This is a genomic window from Microcystis panniformis FACHB-1757, assembly GCF_001264245.1.
Taxonomy (GTDB): Bacteria; Cyanobacteriota; Cyanobacteriia; order Cyanobacteriales; family Microcystaceae; genus Microcystis; species Microcystis panniformis.
In genome coordinates this window covers 3,874,931-3,890,452 of the sequence record NZ_CP011339.1, presented here as the reverse complement: position 1 = coordinate 3,890,452, position 15,522 = coordinate 3,874,931, and the positions used below count along the sequence as shown (strand labels likewise).

Genomic DNA, 15,522 nt, shown 5'->3' with positions numbered 1-15,522 from the left:
ACTCAAATCTGATGATCATTAACATTCCCATCGATAGCAGAAATTTTCCTTTTTGCGATAAGTATATCCCATTTTGACATAGATTGTAATAAACTGATTTATTATCAAAATAAAAATTTATAATTGTTGTCTGTTAAGATAAAATTAATAGTTTGAACTCTATTAGTTAGTCAAATGGCTCTTCTCGACTTTGTGTGATAATTTTTGCTTATGGAACCCTGAAGTGCTTATTGGGCAAAACTTTTAGGACTATTTTGCGGATATTCTATCGGTATAGACCTCGTTTCCACACAGAAACCAGAAGAGCCGTCAAATTTCCTCAAGATGGCAAAAAAGGCAGCGACTTGTTTAGGTCTTTAACAGTAAGAATTTGTCCATTAAAAGATTGAGAGATAAGCTCTTGACTGGTATATCGCGAGGATCTAAGCAGCGTTCTTACCTCGTCTGTTGTGTAGGGTTTTTGGGATAATTCAAAAAACCTAAAAAAAATACTTAGTGAAAGAATGAGGATGATTAGTAATACATTTATGCTAAAATGTTTTTTTGTTCTTAGAGATTGAGGTTTTAAACTCATATGTCGGCTCCTCTCGACTTTGTGTGATAATTTTTGCTTATAGAATCGTGAAATGCTTATCGGGCAAGACTTTTAGGGCTATTTTGCGGATATTCTATCAGTACCAGAAGAGCCTCATGTTTATTTACTTACTCTTATTTAGACTGAGTTTACAGTGATCCTAGCATATACTAACTCCTAAAGCGTAACCGTTCAGGAGGGTAAAGGTATGATAGCATCAAATGCTATGGATGAGAAGCACTTAAGGGAGAAATACGAAATAGACGACGATGATTGGGAAAGAACTTCAAGGCGAGCGCATCGTTTTGTAGATTGGAACCTCGGAGCGAAACCCAACACCCAACACCTAAATCTGTCTGAATGAGCGCTCGCTATTTCCCTCTTCCCATTGCTTTTTGTTGGGTTTCCTTACGTCAACCCAACCTACAGTAATTGTTATGATTACTATAGTCCGTAGCTTGGGTTGAGCGAATCAACAGGTTAAAGAAAACCTCTCAATTCTAGGGGAGAACGAAACCCAACACCCAACACCTAAATCTGTCTGAATGAGCGCTCGCTATTTCCCTCTTCCCATTGCTTTTTGTTGGGTTTCCTTACGTCAACCCAACCTACAGTAATTGTTATGATTACTATAGTCCGTAGCTTGGGTTGAGCGAATCAACAGGTTAAAGAAAACCTCTCAATTCTAGGGGAGAGCGAAACCCAACACCCAACACCTAAATCTGTCTGAATGAGCGCTCGCTATTTCCCTCTTCCCATTGCTTTTTGTTGGGTTTCCTTACGTCAACCCAACCTACAGTAATTGTTATGATTACTATAGTCCGTAGCTTGGGTTGAGCGAATCAACAGGTTAAAGAAAACCTCTCAATTCTAGGGGAGAGCGAAACCCAACACCCAACACCTAAATCTGTCTGAATGAGCGCTCGCTATTTCCCTCTTCCCATTGCTTTTTGTTGGGTTTCCTTACGTCAACCCAACCTACAGTAATTGTTATGATTACTATAGTCCGTAGCTTGGGTTGAGCGAATCAACAGGTTAAAGAAAACCTCTCAATTCTAGGGGAGAGCGAAACCCAACACGGTCGCTTCCTTTTTTGCCATCTTGAGGAAATTTGACTAACTAATAGAGTTCAACCTATTAATTTTATCTTAACGGACAACAATTATAAATTTTTATTTTGATAATAAATCGGGTCAATTTTTATTTTTGGTGAGCACCCTATAGCTGACGACATAATTCTTTTATACTAAACTTTGAGGTTCGCAATAGGGGTTAATTCATCATTTATTTCAAAATGAGAATTGCTGCTGGAAAACACCAAGATTTTTCTAGAGGTCTAACGGCTATGCGCTTTATCCAGCGAGCCTTTTAGTCGCTCTGTCACCCCTTGAAGTGTAAAATATTTCCCCATCAAAACTCACCGTTCGCTCATTTCTCGAACCGAAAATTTGATAAGTTGTCTCAAATGCAGTTTAGCAAACCCATTGAGCGTTCTACTGGAATATTTATTAGTACAAAAAGACCATTTTGAGGTTAAGGAATTGATGAGGGTTTGAGCGAGCCAATTGGCGATCGCACTCTTGAACCTATTCTGCTCACCTTATTCGCTAAAAAGCATATAGGATAAAGGTAACAGTAATTTTAAAACCCTTCCCCTAAAAAATTAAGCGAACAATGAGTCAAAATAATTGCCAAAAAAATCTTTAAATTTGTTTCCCACTTGCATCAGCGATCGGTTATCAGATCTAAGTTTTCAGTTCACTGATGACTGTTGACTGATCACTGAAAAAAGCTGGCCAGATCGGGAAAAAACTCCGTTAGAATACGGAAAGCCGTTTACAAAACGATACAAACTCATGACCGTTGCTTACCCTCGTAAATTCAAGAAGACGATGAGCGCTCGCGACATCATGAAGCGTGTCATTAGCGATCGCGAAATTCATCTTGTCACCCTCAACCGTTACCGCTACAACGAACAACGTAGCTGTAAAGACCTGACCGAACTGATCGAAACCTTAGACGGACAACCAAAAGAACTGATCCAGGACCTTTCCCACCACGTCGCCGATGAGGCGCGTCATGCTTACTGGTTAACCGATTTATTGATCGAATTGGGGGCTGATGTGGGGAAACCGCCGGGGTTGTCCTATATCGACGAATTTGAACGTCTTCTCGATCAAGACCAATTCCAAGGCGAAGAACAAAGGGAAGATGGACTGATTGCAGCCCTAGCGGCAATTAACGTCACGGAAAAACGGGGATGCGAATACTTTGCCGCCCATATCTATGCCCTCAAGGAAGGGGAACAAACCCCAGAAAATCTGAAAATTCGGGAAACGATCGCCAAAATTTTTCCTGAAGAAGCGGGCCATGTGCGTTGGGGCAATCGTTGGTTAGCCAAAATTGCCCAAAAAAGCCCCGAACATCGGCAAAAAGTCGAAAAAGCGAAGGCCAAATACTCAGCGATCGAACAGGCCGCCTATGAATCGGGTATGGATATCACCCTGGGGGCAGAATTGCGCCGCGTCGGTCATTTAATGGAAATCGCCGCCACTATGCCGCTTTGGGAACGTCCTCAATATCTGATGGAACGTTTACCCCAATCCCTTCTCGACCCGAAATTACAATTATTCCGGGTAGAAGCGGCTCAAAAAGCCTGGAATCGTGATCCACAAATGTTTATGGAACGCTTTTTACCGATGTTTTTTAATGCGGACGGCAATATCGGCAAAAAAGAGAAAGTCAACTAATTTAACCTTGATTTTCAGGGGCAATCGTTCAGCGATCGCCGAAGAAATGTTCATCGAGGATCGAGAAAATCGGCTATTGTTTTAAATAGGGGTGAGTTCTCGGCTTTGGGGCCAGAGAAACACCACTTTTTTACTGTTTATTTTGGCTTTTCTCTTTTGGATTATGCGTCTTTTAGCTGCCTTTGATCGCTATCCCGATAGTGTATCTTTAACCCTAGAACCAGTAGCCACCGACTCGCAAAAATTTGATTTATATTTAACTTTACACCTACAAGCTCAAATTCAATCTCTCCTCGGCGGGGAAATTAAATGGGGACTGAAAGGAGGAAAATTAGATTTTGTTTTAGTTAATTGTCACCTAACACCAAATCCTCTTTCTAGTCAAGAGTTATACATAAATCGTATTAATAATTATCAATGGCGGTTATCGTTCAAAAGTGTTCAGTCAATATTTACAGGAGCGCTCGAAAGGATTAACCTAGGAACCGTCAGTGTCGAGGAAGAACCTTATCATCTAACTGTGCAATTTTCGCTGACAGCTGCCGATATCTGTATCACGGAAACATCGGGATTATGGAAACACGATCTAAGTCCCAATAAACATAGTATTTTAGAGCGAAAGTTAGCATTTTTCCTGATGGAAAATCAATTTGATGCTTTTTTGAGTCGTATTTCTTTGGGTTCATCGCAGGTGGAATTAGATAATGTTCTAGTGGAACCGAAACCAGCAGCATCAGAAAATTTAGAGAAATTGCAGACACAAATCGAGGGAATTTATGCTGCTGTTAGTGATGATTTTCTGGAATTAGCCCAATTAGCTGAACTTAATCCCCTAACGGATTTTACTGGGGCAAATCTCCTAGCAGCGGAATTAAGTGGTATATCTTTAGGCATGGCCAATCTCTATCAAGCAAATCTGCGGGGGGCAAATTTAACCGATGCTGATTTAAGTGAAATTAACGGCAGTCATGCTAGTTTTAAGGGAGCAGATTTAAGCGGAGCCTTATTAGCTAATGCCGATTTAAGTTATGCTGATTTTTACCGTTCTAGTTTGGCTTTAGCTAATTTAATTGGCTCCAATTTAGCAGGAGCTAATTTGGTTGAAGTCAACATCACTCAAGCGAATTTGAGTGGGGCAAAAGTGCAGGGGGCAAAGTTTGCCGATAACGTGGGGATGACCGAGGAATTGCGGGAAAATTTACGCTTGCGCGGAGCTTTCTGCGATTAATCAACTATTCAGCCTCTAAATGACACCAAATACCCTCACCCCTCCCCGAAAATGAAGATTAGAGATTTTCCTCGGTATCTATGCCTAATTCCCGCAGTTTAGCTGCTAATTTCGCCGCTTTTTGCTTTTCTTGCTGTACTTGGTTTTCTGCCTCTACAGCCCGATTTTCTGCCTCTAAAACCCGGTTTTCTGCCTCTAAAACCTGATTTTCTGCCTGTTGTGCCGCTTCTGCGGGAGTGGGTACTAATTCCCCTTCGGGGGTAAAATAGCGCAATTTATTGGCGGATAAACCCAAATATAAGCCTAATTGTTGACTCCAGAGCCATCCCTGGGGATTGGGGGCAATCGGTTGATATTGACCGCTAATTAGGGTAAATCCTTGAAATTCTCGGCTTTCTGGGTCAAACCAAAAATAATCGGGAGTGCGAAATATATCTTGATAAATTTGTTTTTTCTCCTCTCGGTCAACTTTGGCGGTACTATCGGAGAGAATTTCGATAATTAAATTGGGATATTTGCCCTCTTCTCGCCAAACTACCCAACTTCTGCGGTTAGGATTGGGATTTGTCCCCAAAACGACGAAAAAATCAGGACCACGAAAGAATTCTGACTTTTTCTGGTTGGGACTGTAATAGATAGTTAAATTGCCAGTGGCAAAATAATCTTCTCGCTCGCGCCACCACCATTCTAAACACTGAATTAATAAAATAATTTGTTGTAGATGTAAGTTACTTTCCAAGGGTGGTTCATCACTCCAAAATTCGCCTTCTGGGAAGATTATCTCAGGGTTGACATGAGACTCGACTAGGGGTAAGCTTTGAGCGATAGTCATGGTTTATCCAACAGAGATAGGTCGATAACTTATTATAAATGATTGAAGGGATTTTTTGAGCAATTGTAGCAATAGCAATTGAGGTAGAATATTCCTGTGGGTAAATCGCCATTTTCTCCTTAAACAATACCGGAACGCAGGGCAATTACGGCCGCTTGTACTCGGTCGTCCACGGCCAATTTATTCATAATTCCCCGCACATGGGTTTTAATCGTATTGGTGCTTAAATAGAGCTTTTCGGCGATTTCAGCATTACTTTTGCCCTCGACAATTAACTTTAAAACCTCCATTTCTCGCTCCGATAAAAGTGCTAGATTGGGATTAGGTTGCACTGCCGGTGCTTTGAGATTATCCATGACTAAACGGGCAATTTGAGGGTCTAAATAGGTGGCCCCATCCTTAGCTGCTTCAATAGCGGACAAAAGGCGATCGAGACTGGCTCCCTTGATACAATAGGCATCAGCACCACTAGCCAGAGCTGCGATCACTTCCTGTTGGAGAGTGTGGGAAGTGAGCATGACCACATGAACATTAGCTAAACCCTCCTTAATCTGTTTAGTTGCCGCAATGCCATCAAGACGGGGTAAACCGATGTCCATGACCACTAAATCTGGCCGTAGGGATAGGGCTAATTGTACCCCCGCCAGACCATCACTCGCTTGACCGACAATCTCAAAATCTGGTTGTTCACCGAGCGCTTGTTCTAAACCTAACTGCATTAAAGGATCGTCTTCAACAATTAAAATCCGCATGATCTTTGATTCCTAAAAGGAAAATGTACGGTTTTCACCCATCTGCATGAAGCAGAACTACTCCTAGTTTAGGCAATCTGGAGAGAGATTAACAGTGATCAGCGATCAGTGACCAGCGATCAGTGACCAGCGATCAGTGACCAGTGATCAGTGACCAGTGACCAGTGACCAGTGAAAGATACTAAATTTATTGAAAATTGAAAACTTAAACCTAATAAGTACCTAAGCAAAATTAATTACACATTTCGATAAAGCTTTTGCCTCTTGCCTATTGCCTCTTGCCTGTCTTCACTAGGAAATTTATTTTGCATGACTACTTAACTTAAACCTAATAACTTAAAACTTAAAACTTAAAACTTAAAACTTAAAACTTAAACCTGATAACTGATAACTGATAACTGATAACTGATAACTGATAACTGATAACTGATAACTGATAACTGATAACTGATAACTGATAACTGATAACTGAAAATGCTACGGATTTCATCAGATCGCTCTAAAATTGTGCTTGTTGCCCTGGTTTATCTGGGTGTTGGTTGGCTAGGCTATCTCTGCTTAAATTTAGGGTCGCGACCTGCCCCAATTTGGATGAGTGCTGGTATTGGCTTAACTGCTGTTTTTTTAGGGGGAAAAAGGCTAGTTTTAGGCGTTTTTATCGGGGATTTGCTTCTTACCTTCCTTTTAGGGGCCAGTGGGCCTATAGCTCTATTTTCGGCACTCGGCAGCAGTTTATCGGCCCTGTTAGGGGCGCAATTCCTGCATTATCTGAGATTTTCCGCCACTTTACAGCGTATTCGCGATATCCTTTTACTGGTATTTTTGGCGGCCTTATTGGCCTCGGCAGTCAATGCCACCATCGATACTTTTGCCCGTAGTTGGCTAAATACTTGGGATTGGCGGCAATTTGGACAGTCTTGGGGCATTATCTGGCTCGGAGATAGTACGGGGATCTTAATGACCACGCCGCTGCTGTTGCGTTTTTGCTTCCAGCGTCACTCCCTGCGGGAAGCACGGCAACCCCAACGCCTTGGCGAGGCCTTACTTTGTCTGAGTTTGCTAACGGTGGTGACTTCCGTGGTTTTTGGTGGTCAACAGAATTTTCTTAACCCCGATTGGAGTATGGTGCAGTACCTCGAATATCTCCCTTTTCCCTTTGTGGTTTGGGCTGCTATGCGTTTTCAGACCTGGGGAGCGGTAATAGCCAATTTTTTAGTATCTATTTTAGCTTTGATGGGATTGGTCGGAGGAGTCAGCCCTTTTATCCTACAGGCCCCTGATTATACCAGAGGTGTCCTGATCTTACAAATCTTTTTAGTCATTGTCATGTCAACTTCTCTGTTTTTATCGGCGGCGATTACCGAAAGACAACAGATCGATCGAGCTTTAAATGAAACTTTAGAACGAGAACATTTGCTAACACAAGTGGCTTTAAAAGTCCATCAATCTTTAGATATAGATCAGGTTTTAAATACCATTGTTGAGGAAATCAGAAATTTTCTCGATGCCGATCAAGTCTATATCGGTCACTGTCAAGAGGGGGGTTGGGCCAAGGTAATCGCCGAGTCCCGTCGTCCCCAGATTCCCCCGCTCATGGGTTGGTTTCCCGAACCAGAATTACTGGAAGAATTAGGACAATTATTTTCTTTAGATAAGTTAATTATTGCTGATAATACCGCTAAGGTGCAAACGCTGCCCACTCTCAAGGGTTATTACGAATACCTGCAAGTTAAATCCTCTTTAGTTTTACCTCTAACGGTTAATAATCAACATTTAGGCGCTTTAGTAGTCCATCAATATTCCCATCCCCGTCATTGGCAAAAAAGCGAGGTCAAATTATTAGAACAGTTAGCCACCCAAGTTTGTATCGCTATCGGCCAAGCGCAGCTATATCAGAGGGTGCAAAGATTGAATAATAATTTAGAACGGGAAGTAGAAACAAGAACCCTAGAACTGCGGGAAAAAGTCTGGGAAATTCAGCGTTTATACGAAATGAAAACGGTTTTTTTACAGGCAGTATCCCACGATCTTCGCACCTCGATTATGGGATTAGTGATGTTATTAAAAAATTTCCAGTGTCGGCAAACAGAAAAAGTAACTATCTCGCGAGCAATGCTCGATCAGGTGGTGCGTAGTTGTGATAGACAATTAACTTTAATTAATGCTTTATCAGAAAATCATTTTGCTGAAGAACGGCCTTTAATCTTGCATCGTCAACCTCTATCTCTAAAAAAACAGGTGGAAATTTGGCTGAAAGATTGGCAAAAAGATTTTGATTTATATCAAGCTACGTTTATTAATCTTCTCCCCGATAACTTACCCGCTATTGATGCCGATCCTTGTCAGCTAAGAAGTGTTTTTGAACAATTATTAAATAATGCCTTAAAACATAATCCTTCACCGATTCAATTAGCTTTAGATGCTCGTGTTGACCAAGACATGATCTACTGCACTTTAAGCGATAATGGCATTGGCATGGATGAGGAACAATGTCAACATCTTTTCCATTTATATGTAAGAAATCTTCATAATCAACACCTAACGGGAATCGGTTTAGGTTCCTACCAATGTCGGCAAATAATCGAGGCTCACTCTGGGAGAATTGGTGTAAAAAGTACCCCACAGGTTGGCTCACAGTTTTGGTTTACCTTACCCCTTGCCCATCAAAATTCTAGATTAATTAAGCCGGAGTTAGTCAACAGTAATCAGTGATTTTTTAACAGGATCAAGATAATTATGTTTACTCGTCAATCTGGGGTTAGATTTGCTTTAGGTTTATTGATTATTTTCAATATTTTCTATTTTGTCCATCTCGCCTACTATAGCTATGTTTGGCACGATGAATCTTTGGTCTTACTGCATCTTTCTGGTAACAGACCCGAACAGTTAATTAACTATCTGTTCGATGGACAAATTAAATCTACAGAACAACTCTGGCAATTTCAAGGGGTTAATTCCGTGAAAGGTTTTCCTGATACCTTAGCCTCTCTTTATACTAGCTCGAATTACGATCTACCTCTCTATTACAGTTTCCTCTGGTTTTTGGCAAGATTATTGGGCAATTCTGATTTAGTCTTAAGAGGATTTTCGGTAATTATTTGGTTTGGTATTTTAGGGAGTTTTTACCATTTAGCTTTGACTTTATTTAAAAATAAAAACGCCGCTTTAATTGCCGCTACACTTATCTTCTTTTCCCCGCGTTTTACTGGTTATGCTCTGGGAATTTGGGAATACGGACTATATGTTTTATTTTCGATACTTTCTAGCTGGTTATTTCTCAAAGCTATTGATTCCTCGCAACCGAAAAAAGATTGGTTTTTCTATAGTTTATCCCTAATCGCTGGTTTATATACCCATGTTTTCTTTATCTTTGTTCTAGTAGTTCATAGCCTATATTTTCTGTTGCAGCTGAATTCTTTTAACTCTTTAACCAAAAAATACTATAGCATCAGCTTACTTGCTTCCCTAGGTATTTATTCAATTTGGTTAACCCGGATTTTTACCAGTCGATTTACTGTCTTTGGATGGTCAAAAGGCAGTTTACCCCTAGAGATCCTTTGGCAAAGATGGGTAAGAATGATCGCTCGTTTATTTTATAATTTTAGTTTAACCAATTCCACCATCACCCCTATTATTGAATACTGCCTAATTATCCTCGTCATCATCTCCTTTATTTATCTGGGCAAAAAAGCCGATAAAAAAGTTTTTACCCTGATTATTCTCCTGACAATTATCCCCTTTTTCTCTCTTTTAGCATGGGATCTAATCAGAGGATTTCGCTACACAGCTGTGGGCAGATTTTACTTACCAAGTTTTCTCGGTATGCTGCTGGCAGTTACCTTTTTACTAAGCAACGGATTACAGCAGCGCCAAGGCTGGGCAAAAATTCTCTTAATATTATTGCTAGTTTTCGGATTAATTGCCAAAATTCCCTATCCACCGCCAGCAACTAGATATGTGGGCTATGGTAGCAATATTCCCAACGCTTATACAATGATTAATCGCAGTCAAAAACCTCTAATTATTTCAGAACATTGGTTAGATACCTTGCCCCTTATTCATACCACTGATGCTAAGACAAAGTATTTATTTATTCAGTCGGATCTTAGAGTTTCCATCCCCTCCTTAAAAAATCAATTTACTGATATTTATCTCCTCAATCCTTCCCCCAGTCTCAGACAATATTTAGATAACCAGTCTGTACAATTATCTCCTACGGAAAATCAAGCCTTTTGGCGAATTGATTAAAAAGCCATTAACCGCTCTTGCCAAAACAGACCACAACCTGATAAACTGAATAAACCAAGACTTCAGGGAATAGAATTGGGCAGTTCACCCCTAAGAGGGATTGACTTTTACAGAGTTTTATGCTTGCTCAACTGGAGAGTCCCCGAAATCTGGTGATGAAGAGTTTTAGCCTCTTGGCTACCGGACTGACTAAGCAGACCTAACAAATTCAACTGTATGATACCGAGTCAAGACATCGGCGAGGCAGTAGATTCAGTCAGAAAAACTGACGCACAAGACTTCTCTAATTTAATGCCTAGACCTGGCTGGCAACAAGTGGCGGGTTTAGGTAGAGACTGTTTTTGGTATTGAACCCCGATTCTTTTCGTTCTTTACCGGTTTTAGTGATTGCCAATAGGGATTTTAAGCCCGTAATTGGTTGAAAATTTCTATTTATTCGCAAAAATTCCCAGTCGCTCCCTGTACTAATCCTAGAGATCGACTTCATGATCAGTAATTTTCCCCAACCAATTCTCTGGAAATCACCTTCCAGAACAATTTAGTTATTTTATGAGTAGCAATGCCTTAACCAATCGTGAACATCTAATCGAACTGTATAATCGAGGTGAACGCAACTTTGCGGAAGTCAGACTTAGCGGAGTTAATTTAAAGAGACAGTGTTTAAACCAGATTAACCTCAGTCATAGTTACTTAAAACGAGCCAATTTAGCCGAAGCTAGTTTAATTAACGCTAATTTCAAGGACGCTTCCCTCGAAGAAGTTAATTTAAGCAAAGCTTGTCTTATCGATGCTAACCTGACTAAAGCCGACCTTTCCGGGGCAAATTTGCACCAAAGTCAACTAAGCGGCGCAATTTTGAGTAATACTGTTCTGAAAAAGGCTGATTTAAGTTCTGCCTGTTTAATTCACAGTAGCTTACTTTTTGCTCAACTGTTCAAAGCGAATCTCGAAGCCGCTAATCTCACCTCAGCCACTTTAACCCATGCCATGGCGGGGAAAGCTAACCTAAAACGGGCTATTCTCACTCGTGCTATTCTTAGCTCTGCCAATCTTAGCTATGCTAACTTAAAAGAGGCTAACCTAATTCGAGCCTATCTCTATCAAGCTAATCTGGAAAACTGCCATCTTCAATACGCCGACCTCAGCTATGCCGATTTGCGCGGGGCGGATTTACGGGGGGCGGATTTACGTTATGCTAACCTCGAAGGTGCTAATCTGACGGGAGCTAACCTCAATTGTAGCGATTTTGAGGGAGCTAACTTAACTGGAGCCGATTTAAGTAAAACTGACGCTAATAAAGCCAATTTTCGCCAGGCTAACCTAACCGGTTGTAATCTGCTCGGTGCTAATTTAGCCTCCGCTAACCTTTCTGGTGCTAATCTACACCAAGCGGGATTACTCTTGAGTTATTTAGTGGGAAGCAATCTTAAACGAGCTAATCTCAAACAAGCTAACTTAATTGGGGCGATTTTAACCGAAAATAATCTTCTTTCTGCTTCCCTCGAAGAAACTATTCTTCCTAACGGTAGTCGCGGTAATCTCCTTTCCTAATATTCCTAGAAAAACCTGGTTGTAGAGACTTTTCTGCCGAGGTTTCTATAACCGTGGGGAGTGGGGAGACCACTTCGTGCGCGTTGCGGGGGGAAGATGGGAGAATAACTAGGGTCTGCTGAAAAAGTTTTTGCCGCAAACCCTATGATAGTTTCCTAAAAAAATACCTAACCAAATTTTTGGCTAGGTATCCATCAATTTACTTCCTTTGTCGAAAATGTTGCTAGATAATTTAACCAACACCAATTAATGAACCCCGGAATATAACATCGTCGCTACCCTTGGATATATCGGCTAATTGACTGATATTTTCTAACTCAATTGCAGGAACAGTTCGTTTAATTAAACCAGTTAAAACTTTACCCGGACCCACTTCGATCGCTTTTTCCGCACCCACATCTGGCAATTTTAACATAATTTCTCGCCAGCGAACCGAGCTAGTCATCTGCCAGATCAGATATTTTTTTAATTCTTCCCCGTCCTGGGTAGGATTGCTCGGATCGACATTAGAAATCACAGGAACTTTTGCAGCCCGAAAATTAACTAATTCTAAAATTTGCTGAAATTGAATGGCAGCATTTTCCATCAAGGGAGAGTGAAAAGCGCCGGATACTTTTAACTGCATAACCCGCTTAACTTTCACTTGACCTAATACCAAATCCACCGCTTCAGGAGTCCCAGAAATTACCACTTGTTCAGCACTATTATCATTAGCAATAACTACATTTTCCGTCTGATTAATCACTGTCTCTAGACTGGTGCGATCAAATTTCATTAAGGCGGCCATTTTACCACCTTCGGCCGCATCCATCAAACGGGAACGGTTTTGAACTAGATTTAATCCTGTCTCAAAATTAAACACCCTGGCCGCATACAAAGCGGAATATTCACCGAGACTATGACCAGCGACTAGATCGGGAAAATGACCTTTTTCTTGCAACAAATCCGCTAAAATACTCTCCACCACAAATAAACAAGGTTGAGTATAAAGAGTACGAGATAGGGTTTCTTCATCCCCTTGACATTTTTCCAGGACTGACCAACCGAGGATTTTTGATGCTATTTTTAATCTCTCTTGGCCAAGCGCACTTTCCGCTAAATCTCCAATCATTCCTAACGCTTGCGATCCTTGTCCCGGGAATATCCACGCTGTTTTCATAAGTTCTTAAAATAGATAGATAGATGTGTTTGGGTCAGTTATCAGTTATCAGTTATCAGTTATCAGTTATCAGTTATCAGTTATCAGTTATCAGATGTGAGTTTTTAGTTTACTGTTTACTGTTTACTGTTCACTGGTTACTGGTTACTGTTTACTGATCACTGAATTAATCTCCCCAACGGAAGATAATCCCACCCCAAGTTAAACCGGCACCAAAGCCAGAAGAAGCAATAATATCACCTTTTTTGACCTTACCACTCCTGACAGCTTCATCGAGGGCTAGAGGAATCGAGGCAGCGGAAGTGTTGCCATACTCGCTGAGATTGCTGATCACTTTTTCGGGAGGCAGTTTCAGGCGCTCGCTCACCGCGTCTATAATTCTTTGATTAGCTTGGTGCAGAACTAACCAATCGATGTCACTGGTGGTTAAATTAGCCCGATAGAGAGCTTTTTCGATGACCTCTGGCACTTTCGCCACGGCAAAACGATAGACTTCCCGTCCGTTCATCGTTAGAGGCTTATAGGTCCCTTTTTGAACCCTTACCCCCTCTTTAAGGGGCAATTCTTCCCCCTGATAGGCGAGATTGAGAGAACCATTCTGGCTGCCGTCGCTATGGAGTTCAAAACCGAGAATGTTATCTTTTGTATCATTTGCTTGACAAAGAACCGCCCCTGCCCCATCACCAAAGAGGACACAGGTAGCGCGATCGTTCCAATCCACCCAACGGGAGAGAACATCGGCCCCGATAACCAAGACATTGCGGTAAGTACCAGTACGGATAAACTGGGTGGCGGTGACTAATGCCACCAGAAAACCCGAACAGGCGGCGGTGAGATCAAAAGCGATCGCCCGATTGGCCCCGATCTGACTTTGAACTTGGGCGGCACTACCGAACAGATCATCGGGGGTAGAAGTAGCCAAGAGAATCAGATCGATGTCCCTAGGCGACACCTGAGCCATTTCTAGAGCCTTAATCGCCGCTTGGGCTGCTAATTGGCTCAAAGACACCGATTGATCCGCTAAATGGCGTTGACCGATGCCGGTACGACTTTTAATCCATTCATCGGAAGTCTCGACAATTTGGCTGAGTTCTTCATTACTAAGAAATTGCCCTGGTGTGGCCGATCCACAACCAGTAATGACGACTGCTGCCCCGAATCCGTTCAAAATATTCCCCCTTTTTCAGTTATCAGTTATCAGTTATCAGTTATCAGTTATCAGTGGGAAGTGGGTCAGTTATCAGTGGGAAGTGGGTCAGTTATCAGTGGGAAGTGGGTCAGTTATCAGTGGGAAGAATAAATAAAAATAGTCTCCTGTCTCGGAGTCTCCCGACCGCTTCAAGATGGTTCACAGCTTAATCTTCACTGTTCACCGACAACTTTTTTAATTGATGATGGTGGTCATTGTAGGCTTGAATGCGCTCAGAAACGCGATTATCGACGGCATTTTTCGCCTGTCGGATGGCGTTAAAAATCGAAGGCGCTTGGGAACTGCCGTGACTGATCACACAGACCCCATCGACTCCAAATAACAGCGCACCGCCGTGTTCCGCGTGATCCATGCGTTGTTTAATCTGTTTAAGATTGGGTTTAATTAAAGCCGTCCCGACTTTACCCTGTATCCCCCTAGGTAATTCCTCTTTGAGAATTTGTAGGATAACTCCTCCCACCGCTTCGGCAAATTTTAACAGGACATTACCGACAAAACCATCGCAGACAATCACATCAAATTGTCCCGATAGCACATCCCGGCCCTCAGCATTGCCGATAAAGGGAATTTGCTGGTTATTTTCCAATAATTCGTAGGTTTTTAGGGCGAGATCGTTACCTTTGCTAGGTTCTTCACCGATATTGAGTAAACCGACTTTCGGATCTTCAACCCCCATAACGTATTTACTGTAAATTGTTCCCATTAGGGCAAACTGCTCTAAATATTTGGGTTTACAGTCCACATTCGCCCCGACATCGAGGATAATCACCGATTTACCCGCCAACATCGTCGGCAGCACTGCACCGATCGCCGGGCGATCGATTCCTTTTAAACGACCTAAACGCAGTAACGCCGCCGCCATGGCTGCCCCGGAGTGACCGGCGGCCACCACCGCATCGGCGCGATTTTGTTTGACTAAATCCATGGCCACATTAATCGAGGCCGCTGGTTTGCGACGGATAGCGGTGATCGGCTCTTCGTCCATGGCCACCACTTCCTCCGCGTGGACGATCGTGAGATTCTTGGGACGGGGATGATGCTGGAAATAAGCCTCAATCCGTTCAGAATCGCCGACTAATAATACTTCTACATCTAATTCTTCGGAAGCTCGCATCGATCCCGCGATAATCTCGTTGGGAGCGTAGTCACCTCCCATCGCATCTACCGCGATTCTTGCCCGATTTAATGCCGTTTCTGCCATTGAGTCAGTGGGATAGA

Annotated in this window: 15 protein-coding genes; 9 read left to right on the top strand and 6 right to left on the bottom strand. The window is 42.0% G+C overall.

Features of this window, described 5'->3' with window-relative positions; all coding sequences use genetic code 11:
• The first annotated feature begins 782 nt into the window (after positions 1-782).
• The 3 genes from VL20_RS31290 (at position 783) to VL20_RS18655 (ending at position 4,552) form a co-directional block, all read left to right on the top strand.
• Positions 783-938, top strand: a complete 156-nt coding sequence (locus VL20_RS31290) for a hypothetical protein (RefSeq protein ID WP_158499369.1) — start codon at positions 783-785, stop codon at positions 936-938.
• Positions 939-2,430: 1,492 nt separating this feature from the next.
• A complete protein-coding gene (locus tag VL20_RS18660) occupies positions 2,431-3,324 on the top strand; it encodes a ferritin-like domain-containing protein (RefSeq protein WP_052277407.1) in 894 nt (297 codons plus the stop codon).
• 163 nt (positions 3,325-3,487) lie between these two features.
• Positions 3,488-4,552 (top strand): pentapeptide repeat-containing protein, encoded by a 1,065-nt coding sequence (locus VL20_RS18655; RefSeq protein WP_052278508.1) that lies wholly within the window; start codon positions 3,488-3,490, stop codon positions 4,550-4,552.
• Positions 4,553-4,610: 58 nt separating this feature from the next.
• Here the strand turns inward: VL20_RS18655 and VL20_RS18650 are convergent, their stop codons facing one another.
• The 3 genes from VL20_RS18650 to VL20_RS33000 form a co-directional block, all read right to left on the bottom strand.
• Positions 4,611-5,384, bottom strand: coding sequence for a Uma2 family endonuclease (locus tag VL20_RS18650; RefSeq protein ID WP_052277406.1), 774 nt, complete (start codon positions 5,382-5,384; stop codon positions 4,611-4,613).
• 119 nt (positions 5,385-5,503) lie between these two features.
• A complete protein-coding gene (locus VL20_RS18645) occupies positions 5,504-6,136 on the bottom strand; it encodes a response regulator (RefSeq protein WP_052277405.1) in 633 nt (210 codons plus the stop codon).
• A gap of 364 nt (positions 6,137-6,500) precedes the next feature.
• Entirely contained in the window at positions 6,501-6,626 is a 126-nt protein-coding gene (locus tag VL20_RS33000; protein ID WP_284525855.1) for a hypothetical protein, read from the bottom strand.
• Here VL20_RS33000 and VL20_RS18640 point away from each other — a divergent pair.
• From VL20_RS18640 to VL20_RS18625, 4 genes are all read left to right on the top strand, one after another.
• Positions 6,611-8,848 (top strand): sensor histidine kinase, encoded by a 2,238-nt coding sequence (locus VL20_RS18640; protein WP_052277404.1) that lies wholly within the window; start codon positions 6,611-6,613, stop codon positions 8,846-8,848. The genes VL20_RS33000 and VL20_RS18640 overlap by 16 nt on opposite strands.
• Before the next feature lie 24 nt (positions 8,849-8,872).
• Positions 8,873-10,384, top strand: coding sequence for a glycosyltransferase family 39 protein (locus tag VL20_RS18635; RefSeq protein ID WP_052277403.1), 1,512 nt, complete (start codon positions 8,873-8,875; stop codon positions 10,382-10,384).
• A gap of 216 nt (positions 10,385-10,600) precedes the next feature.
• The gene (locus tag VL20_RS32995) at positions 10,601-10,735 is read left to right on the top strand and encodes a hypothetical protein (protein ID WP_255520608.1); all 135 of its coding nucleotides are present in this window, start codon (positions 10,601-10,603) and stop codon (positions 10,733-10,735) included.
• 198 nt (positions 10,736-10,933) lie between these two features.
• Positions 10,934-11,935, top strand: a complete 1,002-nt coding sequence (locus VL20_RS18625) for a pentapeptide repeat-containing protein (RefSeq protein ID WP_052277402.1) — start codon at positions 10,934-10,936, stop codon at positions 11,933-11,935.
• Positions 11,936-12,167: 232 nt separating this feature from the next.
• Here VL20_RS18625 and fabD read toward each other — a convergent pair whose 3' ends face one another.
• Positions 12,168-13,094 carry an ACP S-malonyltransferase gene (gene fabD / locus VL20_RS18620; RefSeq protein WP_052277401.1) on the bottom strand — a complete coding sequence of 309 codons (927 nt, stop codon included), beginning with the start codon at positions 13,092-13,094 and terminating at the stop codon, positions 12,168-12,170.
• 23 nt (positions 13,095-13,117) lie between these two features.
• Here fabD and VL20_RS32990 point away from each other — a divergent pair, with 23 nt between their 5' ends.
• Entirely contained in the window at positions 13,118-13,252 is a 135-nt protein-coding gene (locus tag VL20_RS32990) for a hypothetical protein (protein WP_284525854.1), read from the top strand.
• Positions 13,253-13,260: 8 nt separating this feature from the next.
• Here the strand turns inward: VL20_RS32990 and VL20_RS18615 are convergent, their stop codons facing one another.
• Positions 13,261-14,262, bottom strand: coding sequence for a beta-ketoacyl-ACP synthase 3 (locus VL20_RS18615; RefSeq protein ID WP_052277400.1), 1,002 nt, complete (start codon positions 14,260-14,262; stop codon positions 13,261-13,263).
• Here VL20_RS18615 and VL20_RS29425 point away from each other — a divergent pair.
• A complete protein-coding gene (locus VL20_RS29425) occupies positions 14,234-14,398 on the top strand; it encodes a hypothetical protein (RefSeq protein WP_249264882.1) in 165 nt (54 codons plus the stop codon). The two genes, VL20_RS18615 and VL20_RS29425, sit on opposite strands and share 29 nt — an antisense overlap.
• A 51-nt stretch (positions 14,399-14,449) precedes the next feature.
• Here the strand turns inward: VL20_RS29425 and plsX are convergent, their stop codons facing one another.
• A complete protein-coding gene (gene plsX, locus VL20_RS18610; RefSeq protein ID WP_004268976.1) occupies positions 14,450-15,505 on the bottom strand; it encodes a phosphate acyltransferase PlsX in 1,056 nt (351 codons plus the stop codon).
• Between the last annotated feature and the right edge of the window lie 17 nt (positions 15,506-15,522).

Coding starts and splice junctions, on each gene's coding strand:
- VL20_RS18655 (WP_052278508.1), top strand. CDS start 3,488: ATGCGTCTTTTAGCTGCCTTTGATCGCTATCCCGATAGTGTATCTTTA.
- fabD (WP_052277401.1), bottom strand. CDS start 13,094: ATGAAAACAGCGTGGATATTCCCGGGACAAGGATCGCAAGCGTTAGGA.
- VL20_RS18640 (WP_052277404.1), top strand. CDS start 6,611: ATGCTACGGATTTCATCAGATCGCTCTAAAATTGTGCTTGTTGCCCTG.
- VL20_RS32995 (WP_255520608.1), top strand. CDS start 10,601: ATGATACCGAGTCAAGACATCGGCGAGGCAGTAGATTCAGTCAGAAAA.
- VL20_RS33000 (WP_284525855.1), bottom strand. CDS start 6,626: ATGAAATCCGTAGCATTTTCAGTTATCAGTTATCAGTTATCAGTTATC.
- VL20_RS32990 (WP_284525854.1), top strand. CDS start 13,118: ATGTGTTTGGGTCAGTTATCAGTTATCAGTTATCAGTTATCAGTTATC.
- VL20_RS18650 (WP_052277406.1), bottom strand. CDS start 5,384: ATGACTATCGCTCAAAGCTTACCCCTAGTCGAGTCTCATGTCAACCCT.
- VL20_RS18635 (WP_052277403.1), top strand. CDS start 8,873: ATGTTTACTCGTCAATCTGGGGTTAGATTTGCTTTAGGTTTATTGATT.
- VL20_RS31290 (WP_158499369.1), top strand. CDS start 783: ATGATAGCATCAAATGCTATGGATGAGAAGCACTTAAGGGAGAAATAC.
- plsX (WP_004268976.1), bottom strand. CDS start 15,505: ATGGCAGAAACGGCATTAAATCGGGCAAGAATCGCGGTAGATGCGATG.
- VL20_RS18625 (WP_052277402.1), top strand. CDS start 10,934: ATGAGTAGCAATGCCTTAACCAATCGTGAACATCTAATCGAACTGTAT.
- VL20_RS18660 (WP_052277407.1), top strand. CDS start 2,431: ATGACCGTTGCTTACCCTCGTAAATTCAAGAAGACGATGAGCGCTCGC.
- VL20_RS18645 (WP_052277405.1), bottom strand. CDS start 6,136: ATGCGGATTTTAATTGTTGAAGACGATCCTTTAATGCAGTTAGGTTTA.
- VL20_RS29425 (WP_249264882.1), top strand. CDS start 14,234: ATGACGACTGCTGCCCCGAATCCGTTCAAAATATTCCCCCTTTTTCAG.